This window comes from Conexibacter sp. SYSU D00693 (assembly GCF_017084525.1).
Taxonomy (GTDB): Bacteria; Actinomycetota; Thermoleophilia; order Solirubrobacterales; family Solirubrobacteraceae; genus Baekduia.
Genome location: NZ_CP070950.1, coordinates 4,227,242 through 4,247,026 on the forward strand (window position 1 = coordinate 4,227,242; position 19,785 = coordinate 4,247,026).

The 19,785-nt window shown below is 76.2% G+C and carries 19 protein-coding genes; 11 read left to right on the forward strand and 8 right to left on the reverse strand.

Annotated features, from left to right (window positions below; genetic code table 11):
• Positions 1-35 precede the first annotated feature (35 nt).
• The 6 genes from JUB12_RS20845 to JUB12_RS20870 are packed head-to-tail and all read left to right on the forward strand — an operon-like array spanning position 36 to position 4,872.
• Entirely contained in the window at positions 36-1,691 is a 1,656-nt protein-coding gene (locus JUB12_RS20845) for a 1-acylglycerol-3-phosphate O-acyltransferase (RefSeq protein WP_205697362.1), read from the forward strand.
• A gap of 35 nt (positions 1,692-1,726) precedes the next feature.
• Positions 1,727-2,254: an RNA polymerase sigma factor gene (locus tag JUB12_RS20850; RefSeq protein WP_205697363.1), complete on the forward strand. Its 528-nt coding sequence runs from the start codon at positions 1,727-1,729 to the stop codon at positions 2,252-2,254.
• Positions 2,251-2,619: a hypothetical protein gene (locus tag JUB12_RS20855; RefSeq protein ID WP_241004340.1), complete on the forward strand. Its 369-nt coding sequence runs from the start codon at positions 2,251-2,253 to the stop codon at positions 2,617-2,619. Before JUB12_RS20850 ends, JUB12_RS20855 begins: the two co-directional genes overlap by 4 nt.
• A 37-nt stretch (positions 2,620-2,656) precedes the next feature.
• Entirely contained in the window at positions 2,657-3,265 is a 609-nt protein-coding gene (locus JUB12_RS20860) for an RNA polymerase sigma factor (RefSeq protein WP_205697364.1), read from the forward strand.
• Positions 3,262-4,005: an anti-sigma factor domain-containing protein gene (locus JUB12_RS20865; RefSeq protein WP_205697365.1), complete on the forward strand. Its 744-nt coding sequence runs from the start codon at positions 3,262-3,264 to the stop codon at positions 4,003-4,005. Before JUB12_RS20860 ends, JUB12_RS20865 begins: the two co-directional genes overlap by 4 nt.
• 51 nt (positions 4,006-4,056) lie before the next feature.
• Complete coding sequence (locus tag JUB12_RS20870; protein WP_205697366.1) at positions 4,057-4,872, forward strand: rhomboid family intramembrane serine protease; 816 nt, start codon at positions 4,057-4,059, stop codon at positions 4,870-4,872.
• A gap of 245 nt (positions 4,873-5,117) precedes the next feature.
• Here the strand turns inward: JUB12_RS20870 and JUB12_RS20875 are convergent, their stop codons facing one another.
• Entirely contained in the window at positions 5,118-6,257 is a 1,140-nt protein-coding gene (locus JUB12_RS20875; RefSeq protein ID WP_205697367.1) for a glycosyltransferase, read from the reverse strand.
• Entirely contained in the window at positions 6,254-7,159 is a 906-nt protein-coding gene (locus JUB12_RS20880; protein WP_205697368.1) for a cobalamin-binding protein, read from the reverse strand. The genes JUB12_RS20875 and JUB12_RS20880 overlap by 4 nt, the downstream gene beginning before the upstream one ends.
• Positions 7,160-7,178: 19 nt before the next feature.
• Between JUB12_RS20880 and JUB12_RS20885 the strand changes: the two genes are divergently transcribed.
• The 3 genes from JUB12_RS20885 (at position 7,179) to JUB12_RS20895 (ending at position 11,454) form a co-directional block, all read left to right on the forward strand.
• Positions 7,179-7,460, forward strand: coding sequence for a 4a-hydroxytetrahydrobiopterin dehydratase (locus JUB12_RS20885; protein ID WP_205697369.1), 282 nt, complete (start codon positions 7,179-7,181; stop codon positions 7,458-7,460).
• The gene (locus tag JUB12_RS20890) at positions 7,457-10,051 is read left to right on the forward strand and encodes a hypothetical protein (RefSeq protein WP_205697370.1); all 2,595 of its coding nucleotides are present in this window, start codon (positions 7,457-7,459) and stop codon (positions 10,049-10,051) included. The genes JUB12_RS20885 and JUB12_RS20890 overlap by 4 nt, the downstream gene beginning before the upstream one ends.
• A gap of 71 nt (positions 10,052-10,122) precedes the next feature.
• Entirely contained in the window at positions 10,123-11,454 is a 1,332-nt protein-coding gene (locus JUB12_RS20895) for a hemolysin family protein (RefSeq protein ID WP_205697371.1), read from the forward strand.
• Between the two features lie 350 nt (positions 11,455-11,804).
• Here the strand turns inward: JUB12_RS20895 and JUB12_RS20900 are convergent, their stop codons facing one another.
• On the reverse strand, positions 11,805-12,410 hold the full coding sequence (locus JUB12_RS20900; protein ID WP_205697372.1) for a glutathione S-transferase family protein: 606 nt from the start codon (positions 12,408-12,410) through the stop codon (positions 11,805-11,807).
• Positions 12,411-12,481: 71 nt separating this feature from the next.
• Here JUB12_RS20900 and JUB12_RS20905 point away from each other — a divergent pair, with 71 nt between their 5' ends.
• Positions 12,482-13,390, forward strand: coding sequence for a LysR family transcriptional regulator (locus tag JUB12_RS20905; RefSeq protein WP_205697373.1), 909 nt, complete (start codon positions 12,482-12,484; stop codon positions 13,388-13,390).
• Positions 13,387-14,634 (forward strand): MFS transporter, encoded by a 1,248-nt coding sequence (locus JUB12_RS20910; RefSeq protein ID WP_205697374.1) that lies wholly within the window; start codon positions 13,387-13,389, stop codon positions 14,632-14,634. Before JUB12_RS20905 ends, JUB12_RS20910 begins: the two co-directional genes overlap by 4 nt.
• Positions 14,635-14,668: 34 nt before the next feature.
• Here the strand turns inward: JUB12_RS20910 and JUB12_RS20915 are convergent, their stop codons facing one another.
• From JUB12_RS20915 to JUB12_RS20935, 5 genes are read right to left on the reverse strand one after another with little or no spacing between them, the layout of a single operon-like run.
• A complete protein-coding gene (locus JUB12_RS20915; RefSeq protein WP_205697375.1) occupies positions 14,669-15,457 on the reverse strand; it encodes a 3-hydroxyacyl-CoA dehydrogenase family protein in 789 nt (262 codons plus the stop codon).
• A 51-nt stretch (positions 15,458-15,508) separates the two neighbouring features.
• Entirely contained in the window at positions 15,509-16,561 is a 1,053-nt protein-coding gene (locus tag JUB12_RS20920; RefSeq protein WP_205697376.1) for a hypothetical protein, read from the reverse strand.
• Positions 16,561-16,827, reverse strand: a complete 267-nt coding sequence (gene xseB / locus JUB12_RS20925) for an exodeoxyribonuclease VII small subunit (RefSeq protein ID WP_205697377.1) — start codon at positions 16,825-16,827, stop codon at positions 16,561-16,563. The genes JUB12_RS20920 and xseB overlap by 1 nt, the downstream gene beginning before the upstream one ends.
• A complete protein-coding gene (gene xseA, locus JUB12_RS20930) occupies positions 16,824-18,158 on the reverse strand; it encodes an exodeoxyribonuclease VII large subunit (protein ID WP_205697378.1) in 1,335 nt (444 codons plus the stop codon). Before xseA ends, xseB begins: the two co-directional genes overlap by 4 nt.
• A gap of 33 nt (positions 18,159-18,191) precedes the next feature.
• Entirely contained in the window at positions 18,192-19,775 is a 1,584-nt protein-coding gene (locus JUB12_RS20935; protein WP_205697379.1) for a hypothetical protein, read from the reverse strand.
• Positions 19,776-19,785: the final 10 nt, after the last annotated feature.

Genomic DNA, 19,785 nt, shown 5'->3' on the forward strand with positions numbered 1-19,785 from the left:
GTAACCACGGACACCGAGCGTGGGTATGCCTGGCGATGGACCGCTCCGCGTACCTCGACCGCGCCCGCCACAAGGGCGTCAACCCGCTGGTCTACTGGCTCGTGCGGGCGGTCCTCCAGCCGTTCTTCCACCTCTACTTCCGGATGAGCCGGATCGGCCGGGAGCACATCCCGGAGTCCGGCCCGGTGATCTTCGCCGCCAACCACCGCTCGTTCCTGGACCCGTTCGTCATCGGGACGATGGCCCGCCGGCCGCTGTACTACGTGGCCAAGAAGGAGCTGTTCAGCCATCGCCTCGCCGCGTGGTTCCTCAACAGCCTCGGCGCGTTCCCGATCGACCGCGGCAACGCGGACGGCGACGCGATGGCCACCGCCCGCGCGATCCTCGAGCGCGGCGACGCCGTGCTCATCTTCCCCGAGGGCACCCGCACCCGCCCGGGCGCGCTGGGCCGTCCCAAGCGCGGTGTGGGCCGCCTCGCGCTGGAGACCGGCGCGCCGGTCGTCCCGGTCGCGGTCATCGGCACCGAGCGCGTGCGCCGCGGCTGGCGCATCCGCCCGCACAAGGTCCGCATCCGCGCCGGGGCGCCCCTCACCTTCCCGCACGTCGCCGAGCCCTCGCCCGAGCTGGCCGCCGCCGTCACGAGCCGCATCTGGCCGTGCGTCGAGCTGCAGTGGGAGTGGCTGGGCGGCCTGCCGTCCGTGCGGCGCGCCGCCGTCGTCGGCGCCGGCTCGTGGGGGACGTCGGTCGCGGTGGCGCTCGCCCGCGCCGGCGTCGCCGTCCAGCTCGGCTGCCGCACCGCCGGCCAGGCCGCCCTGCTGGCCGAGGGGCGCTGCAACGACCGCTACCTGCCCGGGCTCGAGCTGCCCGCGGGCGTCACGCCGGTCCCGGCCGAGGAGCTCGAGCTGGCCGGCACGGACCTCGTCGTCCTCGCCGTCCCGTCCCGCGCGCTGCCCGAGGCGCTGGCCGCCCACGGCGCCGAGATCCCCGAGCGCGCGGGCGTCGTCGTCCTCAGCAAGGGGCTCGTGGCGCCGATGGGCACGCTGCCCGGCGCGTACGTCGCCGAGCGCACCCGGGCCCGTGCCGTCGCCGCGTTCGGCGGTCCGGGGCACGCCAACGACGCCCTGGTCAACGGCGCGGCGCTCGTCGTCGCCTCGACCGACGCGGCCTTCGCCCGGCAGCTCGCCGAGCTGCTGCAGCAGGCCGGCCTGAGCGCCGAGACGTCGACCGACGCGGTCGGCGTCGAGCTCGCGGGCGCCGCCAAGAACGCCGCCGTCCTGGCCGCCGCGACCGCCTCGGGCGCCGGCCCCAACGCCGCGGGCGCCGCCGCCGGGCGGGTCTTCGCCGAGGTCGACGCGTACGCGCGCGGGCGCGGTGCGCGCGCCGAGACCTTCGCCGGGCTCGCGGGCGCGGGGGACCTCGTGGCGACCGTCGTCGCCGAGGGCAGCCGCAACCGCCGCGCGGGCGAGCTGCTGGGCCAGGGCGTCCCCGCCGACGAGATCCAGCCCGCGCTGGGCCAGGCCGCGGAGGCGCTCGACGCGCTGCCGCTGCTGGCCCGCGCCCTGCGCGACGGCGGCGTGAGCGCGCCGTGCGTGAGCGGCCTCGCCGAGGTCGTCGAGGGCCAGCGCCAGGCCGGCGACTGGGTCGCCGAGGTCACCGCTCCGCAGCGCCGCGCGCTGGCGCGGGCGGCCTAGGGGGCGGTCCGCGGCGTGCGGCTAGGGTGCCCCTGGTGGACAAGGCGTCCCTCGACCGCGAGTTCTCCGAGCTCTACCGCGCGCACCTGAGGGACGTGTACTCCTACGCGTACTACCGGGTGGGCGACCACCACGACGCCGAGGACCTCACGGAGCAGACGTTCCTGCAGGCCTACCGGCACTTCGAGCGCGCGTTGGCCGAGTCCGACGGCCGGCCGCTGCGCCCGTGGCTCATCCGGATCGCGCACAACCTGGCGGCCAACCACTACCGCGACCGGTCGCGCCGCCCGCAGACGCACCTCGACGACTCCGACACGCTGCGCACGACGCACACGACGGAGGACCTGGTGGAGGGCCGCGACGAGCTCGCCCGCGTCCTGGCCGGGGTCGCCGAGCTGCCCGACGACCGCCGCGAGGCGCTGATCATGCGCTTCGCGCTCGGGATGGACAACCGCGAGATCGCGCGGGCGATGGGCAAGACCGACGGCGCCACGAAGGTCCTCCTGCACCGCGCCATCAAGCAGCTGGAGGAGCGGCTGCGCAAGCAGGGGGCGCTCACGTGAGCGGCGGCGCGGACCAGGCCCGACCGCTCGGGGACCTCGAGGGGCTGCTGCGCCAGGCGCTGGCGCCGGTCGAGCCGCCGCCGGACCTCGCCGAGCGCCTCGAGGGCACGCTCACCGAGATCCACGGCCTCGCGACGGGAGAGCTCGAGGGCTGGGAGCTGTCGGCGATGCGCGACCCGAGCCGGTGGCCGCAGATCCCGCGCGCCGTCGCGGCCGCGGGCATCGCCACGGGCGCCGGCGCGGCGCTGGTCGTCCTGCGCGTCCGTGCCCAGCAGCGCAAGCGCACGGCGACCGACCCGCTCGACCTGGTCGAGAGCACCATGCGCGCCGCCGTCGACGAGACCCGGCGCCTGCTCGATCGCTGATCCGGGAAGCCTCCGGCTGCGAAGAAGGTCGCAGCCGATGCCCCGCCGCCCGCCCGACGACCCCGCCGCCGACCTCCGCGCCCTCGCCGACGAAGAGCTCATGCAGCTCGTGCGCAAGGGGGAGCCGCGCGCGTTCGAGGTCGTCTACGAGCGCCACAGCGGTCCCGCCTTCTCCCTCGCCTACCGGATCACCGGCGCCCGCGGCCCCGCCGAGGACGTCGTCCAGGAGGCGTTCCTGGCCCTCTGGCGCTCCGGCGCCCGCTACGACCGCGGTCGCGGCTCCGTGCGCACCTGGGTGCTGGGCATCGTCCACAACCGGGCCATCGACAGCCTGCGCCGGGCGAGCGTCCACGACCGCCGTCGCGCCTGGGACGCCGAGGAGGACGCCGCCGAGCGCCTCGTCGCCCCCGAGCGCACCGACGCCGAGGCGGCGCGGCGCCACGAGGCCGCCGAGGTGCACCGCGCGCTCACGACCCTCCCGCCCGAGCAGTCGCGGGTCCTCGAGCTCGCGTACTTCGGCGGCTTCACCCAGACGGAGATCGCCGACATGCTCGACGCGCCGGTCGGCACCGTGAAGGGCCGGATGCGCCTGGGCCTGGAGAAGATGCGCGGCGCGTTGGACGGCGCGGTGGAGGCGCCGCGATGAGCCGCCGCCACTGCCACCGCACCGAGGACGTCGCCGCGTTCCTGCTGCACGCCCTCGAGCCCGACGACGACCGCGCGTTCCGCGAGCACCTCACGGGCTGTGAGGCCTGCCAGTCCGCGGTCGACGAGCTGCACCTCGCCGCCGACGTGCTGCCCATGGCCGCGCCGCAGATGGCGCCGCCGCCGGAGCTCAAGGACCGCATCATGCGCGTCGTCGAGGCCGAGGCCGAGCTGCTGCGCGCGGCCGGGCCGGAGGCCGACCGCGTCCCGGCCCGCGCGCGGCGGGGCGGCCTCCTGGGCCGGCTGGCCGGCGTGCTGGGTCCCCACCCGCGCGCCGTGCTCGGCGCCGCCTGCGCGGTCCTGCTCGCGCTCGTCGTGGGCACCGCGGTGCTCGGGGGCGGCGACGACGGACCCGACGGCCGCACCGTGGCCGCGTCCACGGCGCCCCCGGGCGCGCGTGTCGAGATCGAGACGGACGGCGAGCGCGGCTCGCTGGTCCTGCGCGACATGCCCCCGCCGCCCGGTGACCGCGTCTACCAGGTGTGGGTCATGCACGACGACGGCACGCCGCGCCCGACGCACACGCTCTTCACCGTCCCGGCCGACGGTCGCACCCGCGTGGCGGTCGACGCGCCGATGCGCGGGGTGCGCCAGGTGCTCGTCAGCGCCGAGCCGCAGGGCGGCTCGCGCGCGCCGACCAGCGAGCCGGTCGTCGCGGTGCGCATGCCCAGCCCGGCCTAGCCGCCGTCCCGACAGGAAGCCGACGGCACCGCTGCTAGCGTGCCGCCGCGCATGGCCACCTGCTACCGCCACCCGGGGCGCGAGACCGGCGTCTCGTGCTCGAACTGCGGGCGGCCGATCTGCCCCGACTGCATGACGCCGACGCCCGTCGGCATGCGCTGCCCCGACTGCGCCAAGCAGCGCACGCAGGTCCGCTCGCTGGGCTCGGTGGCGTCCGAGCCACGCCTGACCTACGTCATCATCGGCATCTGCGTCGTCGCCTTCCTGGGCAGCGGCCAGTTCGGCGTCTCGGGCGGGGGCGGGAGCGAGCTCTACGCGCGCGGCGCCCTGTACGGCCCGCTCGTGGCCGACGGCGAGGTCTACCGGCTCGTCACCGGCGGCTTCCTCCACGCCGGCCTGCTGCACATCCTCTTCAACATGTACCTGCTGTACCTGCTCGGCACCCAGCTCGAGCAGCGGCTGGGCACCCCGCGCTACGCGGCGCTGTACGTCGCGGCGCTGCTCGCCGGCTCCTTCGGCGCGCTGGCCCAGACGACCGTCGCGGTCACCGTCGGCGCCTCGGGCGCGGTCTTCGGCCTTGCCGGCGCGATGCTCATCGAGTACCGCCGCCTCGGGATCGACCCGCTGCGCAGCGACATCGGCGGCCTGATCCTCTTCAACATGGCGCTGTCGCTCCTGCCGGGCTTCAACGTCTCGATCGGCGGCCACCTCGGCGGCCTCGTGGGCGGCATCGCCGCCATGTGGGCGATCGACCAGGGCATGCAGCGCCGCCAGCCGTGGATCGGCTACGCCGGGTGCCTCCTCGTCGCGGCCGCGGCGGTCGCGGGCTCGCTCGCGATCGCGGGCGACCCGCACGACTACTTCTAGCCCGCGGCGCCGCCGCTGATCGTCTGGGCGTCCCGTCCCGTCGGGCGCGGTGTTCGGAGCGGTCGCGGGGCGGTCGCGCGGTGAGTGGGGATCTCCGCTCGCATAGCGAGCGCAAGTCCCCACTCACGCTCGCGGGACCGCGCGTCGGCCCGCGGAGAGGGCGAGCGCTTCGCGTCCCCCTCCCTCGGTGCCGGACAGCGAGCGCCCTCGTCGACCGCCGACGCCGCTGCGGACCCGACGCGCCCCTACCCCAGCAGCTCGTCGTACAGCGCCTGCACCTCGTCGAGCATCCGCTCGCGCCCGAAGCGCGCGCGCACGTCCGCCGCGGCCGCCGCGCCCAACGCCTCGCGGCGCGCGCCGTCGGCGGCCAGGTCCGCGAGCGCGGCGGCCAAGGACCCCGGGTCGCCGGGTGTCACCAGCGTCCCGGTCGAGCCGTCCCGCAGGATCTCCGGCAGCCCGCCATGGTCTGCGGCGACGACGCAGCACCCCGCGGCCGCCGCCTCGAGCGCCGCGTTGGGCAGCGGGTCGGGCTGCTTGGAGGGGACCGCGACGACGTCGGCCGCGCCGTAGACGTGCTCGACGTCGTCGCGGAAGCCCACGTGGTGCAGGCGGTCGGCGACGCCGAGGCGGCCGGCGAGCTCGTGGAGCTCGCGCAGGTGGCGCTCCTCGCCGCGCCACGGCTCGCCCGCGACGACGGCGACGACCTTGGGACGGTCGCGCAGCGGCGGCTCGGCCAGCGCGCGGACCAGGACGTCCTGGCCCTTCCACCCGCTGATCCGTCCCAGCACCGCGACGGCCACGACGTCCTCGGGGAGGCCGAGGGCGGCGCGCGACGCGGCGCGGTCGGCGCGGCGCGGGTCGATCGCCAGGCCGTCGTGCAGGACGCGCGCCTGCGCGGCGCCGTCGAACTGGGCCGCGGTGGCCTGCGAGACGCACGGCAGCGCGTCGGCGCGCAGGAGCAGCCGGCGGTAGGCCGGGAACCAGCGCTCGAAGCCGGCGTAGACCTCGCGCACGTGCCAGACGTGGGGGACGCCGGCCACCCGCGCCGCGCCGGCACCGCCGAGCGTCACCGACGTGTTCGTGTGCACGAGCGCCACGTCGCGCGAGCGCGCCAGACGCCCGAGCCCGCCGGCGTCGGCGGCGAAGGAGACGGCGACCGACGAGATCCCGCGCGGCGACATGAGCGCCCGGCGCAGAACGGCGAGGGGCCGGATGAGGACCTCGATCCCGGCGCGGCGCAGGTCGGCGGCGAGCTCGCCGTGGTCGGGGAGGACGACGAGCGCCCGGTAGCGCTCGGGGTCCAGGCCGGTGGCGAGGGCGTGCAGCTGGCGGTCGGCGCCGTAGCGCCCCGCCGAGGAGTGCAGGAAGAGGACGAGCCGGCTCACCGGCGGGTGGCCGGCAGCGCGACCTCGAGCACCCGGCCGGGCGCCTCGGGCACGAGCTCCGGGTGCAGCGCGTGGGCGAGCGTCTCGAGGCCGTCCACGAGCCGCGGCCCGGGGCGCGAGAAGTACGTGCTGGCGTCGAAGGCGATGACGCGCTTGGCGCCCGTCGCCGCCAGCTGGTCGGCGAAGCGCGAGGCCTCCTGCGCCGAGCGCTCGAGGTCGTAGCCGCAGGGGATGGCCAGGACGACGTCGGGCTGCGCCGCCGCGACGGCGTCCCAGTCCAGCTGCTCGGAGTGCTCGCCCGCGAAGCCGAGGACGTCCACGCCGCCGGCGAGCTCGACGAGCTGCGGCGTCCAGTGACCGGCGATGAACACCGGGTCGAACCACTCGACCGCCGCCACGCGCGGGCGCGCGGCGTCCTTCACCGCGACCTTCACGCGGTCGATCCGCGCGGCCTGGCGCTGGACGAGGTCGACACCCGCGTCCTTGCTGTCGGTCGCCTGCGCGAGGGTGCGGATGTCGCCCAGCGTCTCGCCCAGCGTCTTGGGGTCCAGCGCGACGACCTTCGGGCAGCTCGGGATCCGCTCGGCGACCTGGACGACGTCGTCGTAGGAGACGGCGCAGACCGGGCACAGCTCCTGGGTGACGACGAGGTCGGGCTCGAGCGACGTGAGCAGCTCCTCGTCGAGCGCGTAGATCGCCTCGCCGGCCTGCGTGCGCTCGCGCACCGCGGCGTCGATCTGCCCCGCGTCGAGCCCCGGCGGCAGGACGTCGCGCGTGACGTGCGGCAGGGCCCTGGCCTCCTTGGGATGATCGCACTCGTGCGTCACGGCGACGACCTGGTCGCCGAGCCCGAGCTCGAACAGCAGCTCGGTCGCGTGGGGCACGAGGCTGACGATCCGCACGAGGACGAAGGTACCGGACATGGCACTGCTCACCGACGAGGCCGTCGACGCCGGCCTGGAGCGTCTCGAGGGCTGGCGCCGCGAGGGCGACGAGCTGGTGAAGGACCTGCACCTGGGCGACTTCCGCGCGGTCATCGCGCTCGTCGACCGGGTCGCCGACGCCGCCGAGGACGCCGGCCACCACCCCGACCTGCTCGTGCACGGCTACAACCGCCTGCGCCTCTCCCTGTCGACGCACAGCGAGGGCGGGATCACGCAGGCCGACCTGGATCTCGCCGCCACGATCGACGGGCTCGCGTGAGACGCGCGGGAGCGGCGCTCGCCGCGGCGCTGCTCCTCGTCCTGGCCACCGCGGCCGCCGCCGACGCGCGGACCGTCCGCGTCTTCGCCGGCGGACCGCGCTACGACGCGTCGTGGGTCCAGGACCGGGCCGCCTACCGCGCCAAGCTCCTCGCGCTGCTCGACGCCCGCGAGCGCGGCGCCGCCGGCGCGACGGCGGTGCGCCAGGGTGCCGGCGACGTCGCCGCGCGCCTGCTCGGCCCCTCCGACCGCGCCCGTCCCGCCGCCACCGCCCGCGACCTCGTCACGCTGCCGGAGGACCTCGGCCTGCTCGCCGCCTTCACCGGCACGCGCGGCGCCCTCGCGCGCTCGGCGCCCGACCTCACGACGTCGATCCTCGGCCTGCTGGCGACCTACGCCCCGCAGATCGCGACGTACACCGCGACGTTCCCCGAGCTCGCCCAGCGCCCGTTCCCGCCGACCCGCGCCCTCGCCCTCGCCCTCACCGACACCTTCGGCCGCGTCGTCGTCGAGACCTTCGCCGAGCTCGCCGACCGCCTGGACGCGTACCTCGTGGCCGGCGTGGCGATGGCCCAGCACTGGCGTGTGGTGTGCACGAGCAAGGCGCAGATGCCCGAGCTCCCCGGCGGGGTCGGCTGCGACGTCGAGAGCCCGGCGCGCGTGGCGCTGCTGCGCACGATCGACGACGACCGGCCCTACGCCTACGAGGCGACGAGCGCCAAGCCCTCGACCCAGGCGCTGGTCTTCGACCCCGACGGCAAGCTCGTCGCCAAGCAGGTCAAGACGTACCTCACCCCGGTCGAGCTCCCGGGCCAGCTCGACCTCGTGCCGGGCGACGTGAGCCGCGGGCTCAGCGCCGTGCGCACGCCCGTCGGCGTCCTGGGGATCGTCACCTCGAAGGACGCCTGGATGCCCGACGTCACGCAGAAGCTCGACCAGGCGGGCGTCGAGGTCCTCGTCCAGCCCGAGTTCTTCGTCGGCGACACGGTGCGCCGCGAGGGCCAGTGGGCGCCCGACACGCTGCTGAGCTCGGGCTACGCCGCGCTCCTGCGCCACCCGTCGATCACCGCCTACGCGCTGCCCGAGCTCGTCGGCAACCTCTTCGACTTCTCGGCCGACGCGCAGCACGCGGTCGCCGTCGAGCCGCGGTCGGCCACCGCGAGGCCGCGCCAGGCCCTCGTCGGCCAGCCGCCCGCGCCCGGGATGGCGGCGGTCTCTCCCTGGGTGGTGCCGGACCCGGCGTGGCCCGACGAGCCGATGGCCGAGCGCCGCGCCCGGCTCGGCGTCGCGGGCGAGGCGCTGCTGCCCGGCGGTCCGCGGGCGGGCGCGATGGTGGAGGACGTCGTCGCCGTCGACGTCCGCGTGGGGGAGACGCCCGAGCGCCGGCGCGTGGTGCCCCGCCGTCGCGGCGTGGGGCCGTTCTCGGACAACCGGCTCCTCGCACCGAGCGCCCGCCCGCAGCGCAACGTCGCCCTCGCCGCCCGGGGTCGCCGGGCCTACGCGGCGTTCGAGGAGCGTGGCCCCGGCGGGCGCTGGCGCGTGCGGGTCGCGCGCAGCGCCGACGAGGGCGCGCGCTGGCGGGCGCCGGTCGGCGTCGGCGACCCCGCGCTGGGCGACCAGTGGTGGCCGGCGCTCGCGGCCGGTCCCGGCCGCGAGGTCTGGCTGGCCTGGCAGCAGCGCGACCGCGTGCTCGTCGCGCGGTCGGTCGACGGCGGCCGGCGCTTCGGCGCACCGGCGCCGATCGACGCGACGGTCCCGAGCGACGTGCACCAGTGGCACCCGTCGATCGCCGCCACCGGTCCGGGCTCGGCGGTCGTCGCGTGGGTCGACGAGCGCGGCCGCGTCGGCGGCGAGCTCGGCCTGCCCCGCGCGCAGGTCCACGTGGCGACGCTGCGCGACGGGCGCCCCGCCGGCGACGCGCGGGCGCTCAGCGGCGACGGGCCGGTGGCGGCGCTCGCCACCTCCATGGCCCACGCCTGGGCGCCGTCGGTCACCGCGCGCGGCGGCGACGTCCTCGTGGCGTGGCTGGACTTCGCGACCTACGACTGGCGGGTGCGCGCACGGCGCTCGAGCGACGGCGGGCGGACGTTCGGCGGCGCCGAGCCCACCGGCTCGGGCGCCCCGCAGCTCGAGCAGCTCGCCGACCACCCGCAGGCCGCGCTCACCGCGGCGGGCAAGCCGCTCGTCGCCTTCGCCGACTGGCGCAAGGACCCCACCACCGCCGATCGCCCGCACCGCCTGCAGGACGTCGTCGTCGCGCCCGTCGGCGGCTCGGCCGTCCAGGTCGACGGCGACGGCGACGCGCAGCGGCCCGCCTTCGCGCCGGCGATCGCCGCGCTGCCCCGTGGCGGCGCCGTCGTCGCCTGGCAGGGCCACCGCCACGGGCCGGCCGACGTCCTGGCCGCGCGCGTCGACGACGAGGGCCGTGCCCTGCGCGTCCTGCGCGTCGACGACACCCGCCTGGCGGGCAGCGGCCAGTGGCGGCCCGCCGTCGCCGCCGGCCCCCGCCAGGTCGTCGTGGCGTGGGAGGACGACCGCGGAGGACCGCCGCAGGTGGTCGTCGCGCGTGCGCGGGCCTCGCGCCTCGGGTAGCTGGCCGCTACAGTGGCCCGCGAGTCGCCTGTGCCAGACGACGATCTCCCCCGAAGTAGCGGCGCCGCCGCATGACGGCGCTCCTCCTCCTCGCCGTCGCGTTCCTCGTGCTCGTGAACGGGTTCTTCGTGGCGGCCGAGTTCGCGCTCGTCCGCGCGCGACGTGGTGAGCTCGAGGCCATGGTCGCCGAGGGCCGCAAGGGCGCGCGCGCCGCGGTCGACCTCCTCGACGACCTCAACCGGTACCTGTCGTCGTGCCAGTTCGGCATCACGCTGGCGTCGCTGGGCATCGGCTTCCTCGGCGAGCCGGCGATCGCCGAGCTCGTAGAGCCCGCGTTCGGCGACCTCAGCCACGGCGTCGCCGTGGCGTTGTCCATCGCGGTCGCCTACATCATCGTCACGAGCGCCCACATCACGGTCGGCGAGCAGGTCCCGAAGATCTTCTCGATCGTCCACGCCGAGTCGACGGCGATCCGCATCGCGCGGCCGCTCAAGCTCTTCACGACGGCCATGCGGCCGTTCATCAACCTGCTCAACGGCGCCTCGAACGCGCTGCTGCGCCTCGTCCGGATCGACCCCGACGCCGCCACCGAGGGCGGCGCCACGCCGCAGGAGCTGCGCGTCCTCATCGCCCAGGGCCGCGCGGGCGGGACGCTCGACCCCGGCGAGGCGGGGATGCTCACCGGCGTCTTCCACCTGCACGAGCAGGAGGCCCGGCAGGTCATGACGCCGTTCCCGGCGGTCGTGACCGTCGACCTCAGCGAGGACGTCGAGACGGGCATGCGCCGCTGCATCTCCTCGGGCCACACCCGCCTGCTGGTCACCGAGGACGAGAACCCCGACCGCGTCGCCGGCATCGTCCACGCCAACGCGCTGGCGCGGGCCTTCATGGCCGACGGGCCGCAGGCGTCGCTGCAGCCGCTCGTGCGCGACGCGGTGATCGTCCCCGAGACCAAGCCGCTGGACGACCTGCTCGCCGACCTCCAGCGCCAGCGCTCGTCGATGGCGGTCGTCGTCGACGAGTACGGCCGTGTGGCCGGGATCGTCACGGTCGAGGACATCATCGAGGAGGTCGTCGGCGAGATCGACGACGAGACCGACCCCGCCGGCGGGCAGATCCGGCGGCTGGCCAACGGCGACTGGTTCGTCCGCGGCCACGTGGCGGTGACCGACCTCCTGGACTACGGCCTCGAGCTGCCGGTGGACACCGACGCCTACAACTCCGTCGGCGGGTTCGTCTTCGCCGAGCTCGGCCGGCTGCCCAAGCGCGGCGACACCGTCACCGCCGACAGCTACTCCATCCGCGTGGAGTCCGTCCGCGAGAACCGCATCGAGGCGGTGCGGATCCGTGAGCGGCGGGCGCCCGTGAGCTCGTCCTCCGGCGCGACGAACGGCCAGGGATGAGCGCCAGACGGTGGATGGTGTCCACCGTCCGCCGATCGGGGCTCAAGGACCGCAAGGACTGGCGCCGATGCTCGTTCCTGCACACGACACCTCGCCCGTGGGACGGCGGACGTGTCGTCCTCGACGGCCCGTGGGACGGCGGTCGAGGAGGAGAGAGACCGGTGGATCGGGGTGGATCCACCAGACGCACACCGGCCCGCCGACAGGCGGGCCGGTCGCGTTCCTCGGCGCTTTTTAGGTGCGGTTCAGCGCCCCGCCGGAGGATGGCCTCCGCGAAGCACTCCTTCGCAGCGCACCTCCTCCAGAAGCACGACCGGCCGGCGCCACCGCCGGCCGGTTGCGTTCCGGGACTAGGCGCGGGGCAGCGCGTCGACTCGCGCGACCCAGGCGGCGAGCCGCGGCAGCTCGCCCGGCAGGTGCTCGCACAGGACGCCGTGGAAGAGGTCGTCGTCCTCGGGCGCGGTCGTGAAGCGCAGGAACGGGTGGGCGGTGACGTCGGCGAGCGTCACCTCGTCGCCCAGGAGGAAGTCCCGGCCCGCGAGCAGGGCCTCGAACCACCGCTGCGCCGCCCGCAGCTGCTCGGCCCACGCCGCGACCCGCGCGTCGTCCGGGTGCCCGGCGCGGCGCTGGGCGTCGATGGCGTTGGGCGGCAGCTTCCAGACGTGGTTGAACCAGTCGCAGAACGCGAGGACCTCGCGGCGGCGTGCGGGGTCGGCGGGCAGCAGCGGGGGCTCGGGGTGGCGCTCCTCGAGCCAGAGGAGGATCTGCGGCGAGTCGGTCAGGACCTCGGCGCCGGTCTCGACGACCGGCACCAGCTCCTGCCCGCTGAGCGCGCGGATCGCCGAGCGGTCGTCCGGGTCGTGGTCGACCCACTCGACCGCGACGCCCTTCAGGCCGGCGGCGAGGGCGATGCGGGCGACGTTCGTGGACAGCGGGATGCGGTGGACGCGGAGCACGAGGTGGAAGGTGCCAGGCACCTTTCACCAGCGCGACTGGAGGTGCTGAGCCGTGCCGTAAGCTGCGCTTCATGCTCGACGTCCGGCGGATGAGGGTGCTGCACGAGGTGGCCCGCACCGGCTCGTTCGCCGCGGCGGCGTCGGAGCTGTGGTGCACGCCGTCGGCCGTCTCGCAGCAGATCGCGGCGCTCGAGCGCGAGGCCGGCGTGGTGCTCGTGGAACGGGGGGCGCGCGGGGCGCGGCTCACCGCGGCCGGCGCGGTCCTCGACCGCCACGCGGCGGTGGTCCTCGGCCAGCTCGCGGCGGCGCGCGCGGAGCTCGACGACCTCGCGCAGCTGCGCACCGGCCGGCTGCGGATGACCGCCTTCGAGTCCGCCTGGGCGCTGCTGGTCCCGGCCGCCCTGGCGCGACTGCGCGCCGAGCACCCCGACCTCGAGCTCGACCTCGCCGAGGCCGACCCGGACGAGGGGTTGGCCGCGCTGCGCTCTGGGGAGCGCGACCTGGTGCTCGTCTTCGAGCCCAACGACCTGCCCGGCGACGCGCTGGCGGGAGCGCTGCGTACCGAGGTCTGCCGGGACGAGCTGCACGCCGTCGTCCCGGCCGGGCACCCGCTCGCCGGGGCGCCCCAGATCGCCCTCGACGACCTCGCCCAGGAGAGCTGGGTCGTGCCGACCGAGAGCTGCGAGCGCCTGGTCCGCGGTGCCTGCGCGGTGGCCGGCTTCGAGCCGCGCGTCGTCTTCTCGAGCGCCGACTACGGCGCGGTGCAGGGCTTCGTCGGCGCCGGCGCGGGCGTGGCGCTCGTCCCGCGCCTGGCGCTGTCGGAGAGCCCGCGCGTCGTCCCGCGCCCGCTCGCGCCGCGGCCCGACGGCTCGCGTCCCGGCCGCACGATCGCCGCGGTGACCGCGTCCGAGGACATCCGCCCGCCCGCGGCGTCGGCGATGCTCGACGCCCTGCGGACCGCCGCGGCGCAGCTCGCGTGAGCCTCCTGCGCCGCCTGGCGCCCGACCTGCGCCCGCTGCGCGCCTCGCGCGACCTGCGGCGCCTGGTCGTGGGCAACGTCGTCACCGGCCTGGGCACGCAGGCGACCCTCGTGGCGCTGCCCTACCAGGTGTACGTCGAGACGGAGTCGGCCTTCCTCACCGGCCTGCTCGGCGCCGCCGAGCTCGTGCCGCTGGCGGCGATGGCGCTGCTCGGAGGCGCGCTGGCCGACCGCCACGACCGCCGCCGCCTGCTCCTGCTCGACCAGATCGCCCTCGTGGCCGTCGCGGGCCTGCTCGCGGCGCTGGCCTTCGCCACCGACGAGGCGCCCCTGCCGCTGCTCTTCCTCCTGGCCGGCGCGCTGGCCGGCTTCGGCGCCGTCCAGAACGTCACGCGCTCGGCGATCATCCCCAACCTCGTGGCGCCCGAGCTCGTGCGTCCGGCGCTGGCCACGAGCTACGGCCTCTACCAGCTGACGCTCGTCGTCGGCCCGGCCCTGGGTGGCCTGCTCGTCGCCGCCGCGGGCGTCGGCTGGGCCTACGCGCTGGACGCGGTGACGTGCCTCGCGCTCGTCGCCGCGGTGGTCCAGATGGCGCCGCAGCCGCCCGCCGGGGCCGGGGAGCACCTGCCCGTGCGCCGGTCGGTGGGGGAGGGGCTGCGCTTCGTGCGCCGCAACGACGCGCTCATGGGCTCGTTCGCCATCGACCTCCTGGCCATGACGTTCGGGATGCCGCGCGCGCTGTTCCCGGTCCTCGCGCTGGCGGTGTACGACGCGGGCGCGGCCGGGACGGGCCTGCTGCACGCGTCCGTCGCGGCGGGCGCGACCGTGGCCGCGCTGACGACGGGCTGGCTGACCCACGCCCGGTGGCTGGGGCGGATCGTCGCCTACTCCGTCGTGGTGTGGGGGCTGGCGATCGCCGCCGCCGGCCTCGTCGGCTCGATCTGGCTCGCGGCGGTGCTGCTGGCGCTCGCCGGCGTGGCCGACAGCGTCAGCGCCGTCTGCCGCCAGGCGATCAACCAGGCGGTGACCCCCGACAGGCTGCGCGGCCGGATGTCCTCGGTCTTCTCGCTCGTCGTGACGAGCGGCCCGCGGATGGGCGACGTGGAGGCCGGCGCCGCCGCCGCGCTGGGCGGCGTGCGCTTCTCCGTCGTCAGCGGCGGCGTGGCGTGCGCGGCCGGCGTCGCCGTCGTGCTCGCGCTCTTCCCGGCGCTCTGGCACTACGACGCGCACGCGCCGGCGGCCTGAGGCCGGGGGCCGTCCCCCAGCCTCGCCGCGACGGCTAGGCGGCGTAGAAGCCGGCGCCGGTCTTCTTGCCCAGCTGGCCGGCGGCCACCTTCTCCTCGATGGTCCGCGGGATCTGCTCGCCGATGGACTCGCCGATCGCCTTGGCGACGTCGAGGCCGACGTAGTCCAGGAGCGCCAGCGGGCCCATGGGGTGGCCGGCGCCGAGCTTCATGCAGGTGTCGATCGCCTCGGGCTCGAGGCCCGACTCCTCCAGGAAGCGCACCGCGCTGAAGAGGTACGGGAACAGGAGCTTGTTGACGACGAAGCCCGGCGTGTCGGGGACGTCGACGGCGGTCTTGCCGAGCGCCGCGCACAGCGCGTGCGCGCGCTCGCGGGTCTCCTGCGTGGCCTCGTCGGGGAACGCGAGCTCGACCAGGGCCATGCGGGGCACCGGGTTGAAGACGTGGAGGCCGACGAAGCGCTCCGGCGCACCGGCGGCTGACGCGAGCGCCGAGACCGAGAGCGACGAGGTCGTCGAGCCCAGCAGCGCGTCGTCCGGCGCGGCCTCGGCGATGCGCGGCAGCAGCGCCGACTTCGCGTCGAGGTCCTCGGCGATGGCCTCGATGACGGCGGTCACGCCGGAGAGGTCGCTCAGGTCGGTGGTGACCCGGACCTTCGACGGGTCGACCTCCTGGCGCCCGCAGATCTTGTCGAGGCTCTTGCGGGAGCGGTCCGCGGACTCCTCCGACCGCGCCCACAGCACCACGTCGCCGTCCTTCGCTGCCACGGCGGCCAGCCCACAGGCGATGGCCCCGCCGCCGACGATCCCAAGTCGCTCTTGCACGGCGCGGCACCCTAGTGATCCGCACCGGCAGGCGGCGTGCGGTGGGAGGGCCTACGCGGGCGCACCCTCCCAGCGGAAGCCCGTGGCCGCCGGGCGCGGGGCGATCGGGCTCGTCGGCAGGCCGGGCGGCGGAGCGGGGTCGTTGAAGCCGCCAGGCGCCACGTCGTTGGGCCCGTCGGCGTGGAAGAGCGAGGCCAGGAGCTGGATCTGCCCGCGCCCGCAGCCCAGCTCGAACTGCCCGCCCCCGTACATCCTGATGCCATGCGCCTCGCAGTGCTCGTACGCGGCCAGCAGCGGGCGCAGGCCGCCCAGGCGGGAGGGCTTGACGTTGACGAGCCGGGGCTCGAACGGCCGGCCCTCGATGTCCTCGACGCTGTGGATCGGTGCGTCCCAGGAGACCCGCTCGGGCGGGCAGAGCTCCAGCAGCTCGTCGTGGGGGTCCTCGAGCCAGGCGTGGGGGAACGCGTCGAGCACGAGCCGGTAGAGCGCGGGGTCGGGCTCCACGTCGACCACCGTGCCCTTGTACTGGCCCTTGAAGTCGACGGACTCGACCGCGCCGGTCCCGGCAAGCTCCGCGACGAGCTCGGGCGTCCACGAGTTGGTGGGGTCGAGCTTGAACTCGGTCCCGGGGTACGGGTCGAGCCGGGCGCGCAGCGGCGCGAGCGACGGCGGCTCGCCCAGGCGCAGCGAGACGACGTAGCGCAGCGGCCGGGGCTCGCGACCGAGGACCTCGTGCAGCGCCCTGCCGGCCTGGCGCAGCGCGAGGTCGAGCGCCGCGGACTCGTAGGCCCACACGCGGTAGAGGACCGACGCCTCGTGCACCGCCGGCGCGGGCCACAGGTCGAGCGTCGCGAGGTGGTCGCAGAAGGACTCCAGCGTCCACGAGCCCGCGAGTGGCTGCACCGGCCCGGCCTCCTGCAGGCGGTCCTGGTCGCCGGCGTCGTAGGAGACGTCCTCGCCGATGCCGTCCGTCCCACCGCCGCGCAGCCGGATCGTCGTCGAGACGCGCGTGAAGTCCGACGAGACGTCGCGCTGCATCCGCTCGAGGACGTAGTCGTCGACCTCGAGCGGCAGCTCGCGCAGCCGGTCCCAGAGCTCGCCCATCAGACGGGCGGCTGCACGGGGGCGGGCTGGGCGCCGGTCGGCGGGCGGGCCTCGAGCCGTGCGACGAGCTCGTCGAGGCGCAGCTCCTCGAGGCCCTTGCCGACCGCGTCGAGCTCGCCCGCGCAGAACTCGACGAGCCCGCGGCCCTCCTGGCAGAGCTCGAGCGTCTCGCGCAGACCGGCCTCACCGGAGTCCAGCCGCCGGATGATGTCCTCGAGCCGGCCGGTCGCCGCCTCGTAGGTCGGGGTCGTCGGGGTCGCGCTCACGTCGAGCTCCTCTCGTCGTCGATGCGGGCGGCCGTCGAGCCGTCCGCGAAGGTCAGGCGCACGCGGCCGGCGGCCCGGGCCGCCTCGCGCGACGTGACGAGGGCGCCCTCGCCGTCGTCGACGATCGCGTAGCCCCGCGCCAGGGTGCGCTGCGGGTCGTGCGCGGCCAGGGCGGCCGCCAGGGAGTCGAGCGCCGCGCGCCGGCGGGCCGCGTCGCCCCCGGCGGCGGCCGTCGCCTTGCGGGTCAGCACGAGCGCCTTGCGCTCGGTCGCCGTGGCCGCGACGGCCACTCGCCGCCCCGCGCTGGCGCGCAGCTCGCGCAGCAGCTGGTGCAGGCGCAGCCGGTGGCGCTGCACGTGCTGGGCGGGGGCGCGGGCCAGCGCCTCGAGGTGGCGGGCGCGCTGGAGCACCGCGCGCCGGCCGTGGCCCTCGAGCCGGGCGGCGGCGCGCGCGAGCTGGGCGCGCGCCTCGCCCGGGTGGCAGGGCACGGCGGCCTCGGCGGCGTGCGTCGGCGTCGAGCACGACACCGCGGCGACGTCGTCGATCAGCGTGCGATCGGTGTGGTGGCCCACGGAGGCGATGACCGGGACCCGCAGCATCGCCACGGTCCGGCACAGCGTCTCGTCGCAGAAGGCGAAGAGGTCGGCCAGCGAGCCCCCGCCGCGCGCGACCACGACGACGTCGACCTCGTCGAGCGCTGCGAGGTCCTGCAGCGCGCGAGCGATCGCCGGCGCGGCGTGGCGGTCCTGCACCGGCGCGAACGCCCAGACGACGCGCCCGGCCCAGCCCCGCCGGCGCAGCCCGGCCAGGACGTCGTCGCGTGCCTTGCCGCCCTCGCCGGTGACCACGCCGATGCAGCGCGGCAGCGCCGGACGCACGAGGCGCTTCTGCGGCTCGAACAGGCCGGCGGCGCCGAGCCGGCGGCGCAGCGCCTCGAGCTGCGCGAGCAGGTCGCCCTCGCCGGCCACCCGCAGGCCGGTGACGTCGAAGGAGAACGCCGGCGAGGACGTGCGGCTGCCGGGGTAGTAGCCCGGCCCGCCGGCCACGACGACCGCGGCTCCGTCGCCCAGGACGCCGGGGGGCAGGCCGAGCGCCTCGAAGTCCGTCCGCCACATCGAGCACGGGACCGCCCCGTCGCCGTCGCGCAGCTCGAAGTAGACCTTCGCGCGCGAGGCGCGCAGCCCCCAGACCTCGCCGAAGAGCTGGACCCGCGCGATCTCCTCGAAGCGGCGCTTGAGCGTCGCGGCGTACGTGCCGACGGGGAACGGCCCGGCGTGGGCGCATCCGTCCAGCCCGGCGGGCCGGTCCTGCGGCTGCGGCGTGGCGGCCATGGACCCGCGCAGGGTGCCAGAGCGCCCGGACGCTCAGCGCACCCGGAAGGCGACGGTGCGCGAGTGCGCCGCGCGCTTCGTGGCGGGATCGGTCCAGGCGTAGCGCACCGCGCCCGAGCGCCGGACCGTCACCCCCGCGGCGAAGTAGCCGCGGCGGGCTTCCGTCTTCACCGTGCGCACCCGCTTCCAGGCGCCCTTGGACCCGGCGCGCACCTCGATGCGCACGGTCTGGCGCTGGCCGTTCTTGCCGGGCCGCACGAGCCCCCACACGGGCAGCTTGCGGCCCTTGCGCACGCGGGTCCGGCGGACGTGGATCGGCAGGCGGTAGGCGGCGTAGCCCGGCTTCTTGCGGCCCTCGAGCGTGATGAGGCCCGACTGGAAGGTCGCGCCGAAGCGCTCGGTGGGCGAGGCGCCCTCGCCGGGCTTGTCGTCGACCATCAGGAACTGGGCCAGCGCCTTGACGCCGGTCATCTGCGACGTGAGCCACTCGGCCTGGTTGAGGTACGCCGCCTGCTCGGCGTTCGAGACGCCGAGCGGGTCGGGCGGGTCGGTCTGGTAGCCGTACTCGGTGAGGTAGAGCGGGAAGCCCGAGCTGCCGCCACCCGCGGGGACCGGTGCGCCCATGCGCAGGAAGACGCGGCGCAGCAGCGAGGAGAGCTGCCGGAGGTTCGCCGTCGTGAACGACTCGGGCAGCGTGGGCTGGCGCGTCGGGGCGAACGACACCTCGTAGGGGTGGTGGGCCCAGCCGGTGAGGCCGAACAGCCCGGGGTGCTCGGCGCGCATCCGCGCCGCCTGGTCCTCGACCGGGCAGTCGAGCGCGGTGGCCGCCTCGGCCCGCAGGAACTGGCCGTTGTCGTCGAGGCAGTAGAGGCGCAGCAGGAAGCGGCGCGGCGAGAGCGGGCGCGAGGGGCCGCGGTCCGTCGAGCCCTTGGGCGCCGTCTCGCCGACGAGGATCGTGTCCTTGCCGTGGCCCGTGAGGCTGAGCGCCGCCCAGGCCGCGTCGACGAGCGGCCGGTAGACCTTCGGCGAGAGCTCGATGGCGCCCGTCCCCGTGCCCGACCACTGCGGGGCGAGCCACGCGCCCTGGTTGGGCTCGTTCCAGATCGACCAGTAGTCGACGCGCGGGATGCCGGGGACCTCGCCGCTGTAGCGCCGGCCGACGGCGACGACGAACTCGCCGAACTCCTTCGGGCTCGGGGTCCAGACGTCGGCCAGGTCGGGCCGGTCGCCCGGGTCGCCCATCGCCCACAGCGGGCCGGGGGCCGTGACGTTGAAGTTCACCGCGATGCCGCGCTGGCGGGCGGCGCGCAGGAGGCGGTCGTAGCGGTCCCAGGCGCCGGCGGGGTAGGCCTCGGGGTTCTTGGCGTCGAAGCCCGCGGGCTTGGTCCGGGACTCCGGGTCGGGCGCGACGATGTCCCAGAAGACCGAGACGCGCAGGCGGTCCACGCCGAGCTGGGCGGCGCGGTCGAGCGTCTTGAGCTGCTGCTCGGGGGAGCCGTAGACCAGGAGCGGGTCGTCCTGGAACATCGACTCCTGCGTGGTCGACGCACCGGCGGGCGCCGCGGCCGCGAGCGCGGCCAGCAGGGTGGTCAGGGCAGGGACGAGACGGCGACGCATGCGTGTTGAG

Coding starts and splice junctions, on each gene's coding strand:
- JUB12_RS20905 (WP_205697373.1), top strand. CDS start 12,482: ATGCTCGACGTCCGGCGGATGAGGGTGCTGCACGAGGTGGCCCGCACC.
- JUB12_RS20865 (WP_205697365.1), top strand. CDS start 3,262: ATGAGCCGCCGCCACTGCCACCGCACCGAGGACGTCGCCGCGTTCCTG.
- JUB12_RS20935 (WP_205697379.1), bottom strand. CDS start 19,775: ATGCGTCGCCGTCTCGTCCCTGCCCTGACCACCCTGCTGGCCGCGCTC.
- JUB12_RS20895 (WP_205697371.1), top strand. CDS start 10,123: ATGACGGCGCTCCTCCTCCTCGCCGTCGCGTTCCTCGTGCTCGTGAAC.
- JUB12_RS20870 (WP_205697366.1), top strand. CDS start 4,057: ATGGCCACCTGCTACCGCCACCCGGGGCGCGAGACCGGCGTCTCGTGC.
- JUB12_RS20845 (WP_205697362.1), top strand. CDS start 36: ATGGACCGCTCCGCGTACCTCGACCGCGCCCGCCACAAGGGCGTCAAC.
- JUB12_RS20860 (WP_205697364.1), top strand. CDS start 2,657: ATGCCCCGCCGCCCGCCCGACGACCCCGCCGCCGACCTCCGCGCCCTC.
- xseA (WP_205697378.1), bottom strand. CDS start 18,158: ATGGCCGCCACGCCGCAGCCGCAGGACCGGCCCGCCGGGCTGGACGGA.
- JUB12_RS20920 (WP_205697376.1), bottom strand. CDS start 16,561: ATGGGCGAGCTCTGGGACCGGCTGCGCGAGCTGCCGCTCGAGGTCGAC.
- JUB12_RS20885 (WP_205697369.1), top strand. CDS start 7,179: ATGGCACTGCTCACCGACGAGGCCGTCGACGCCGGCCTGGAGCGTCTC.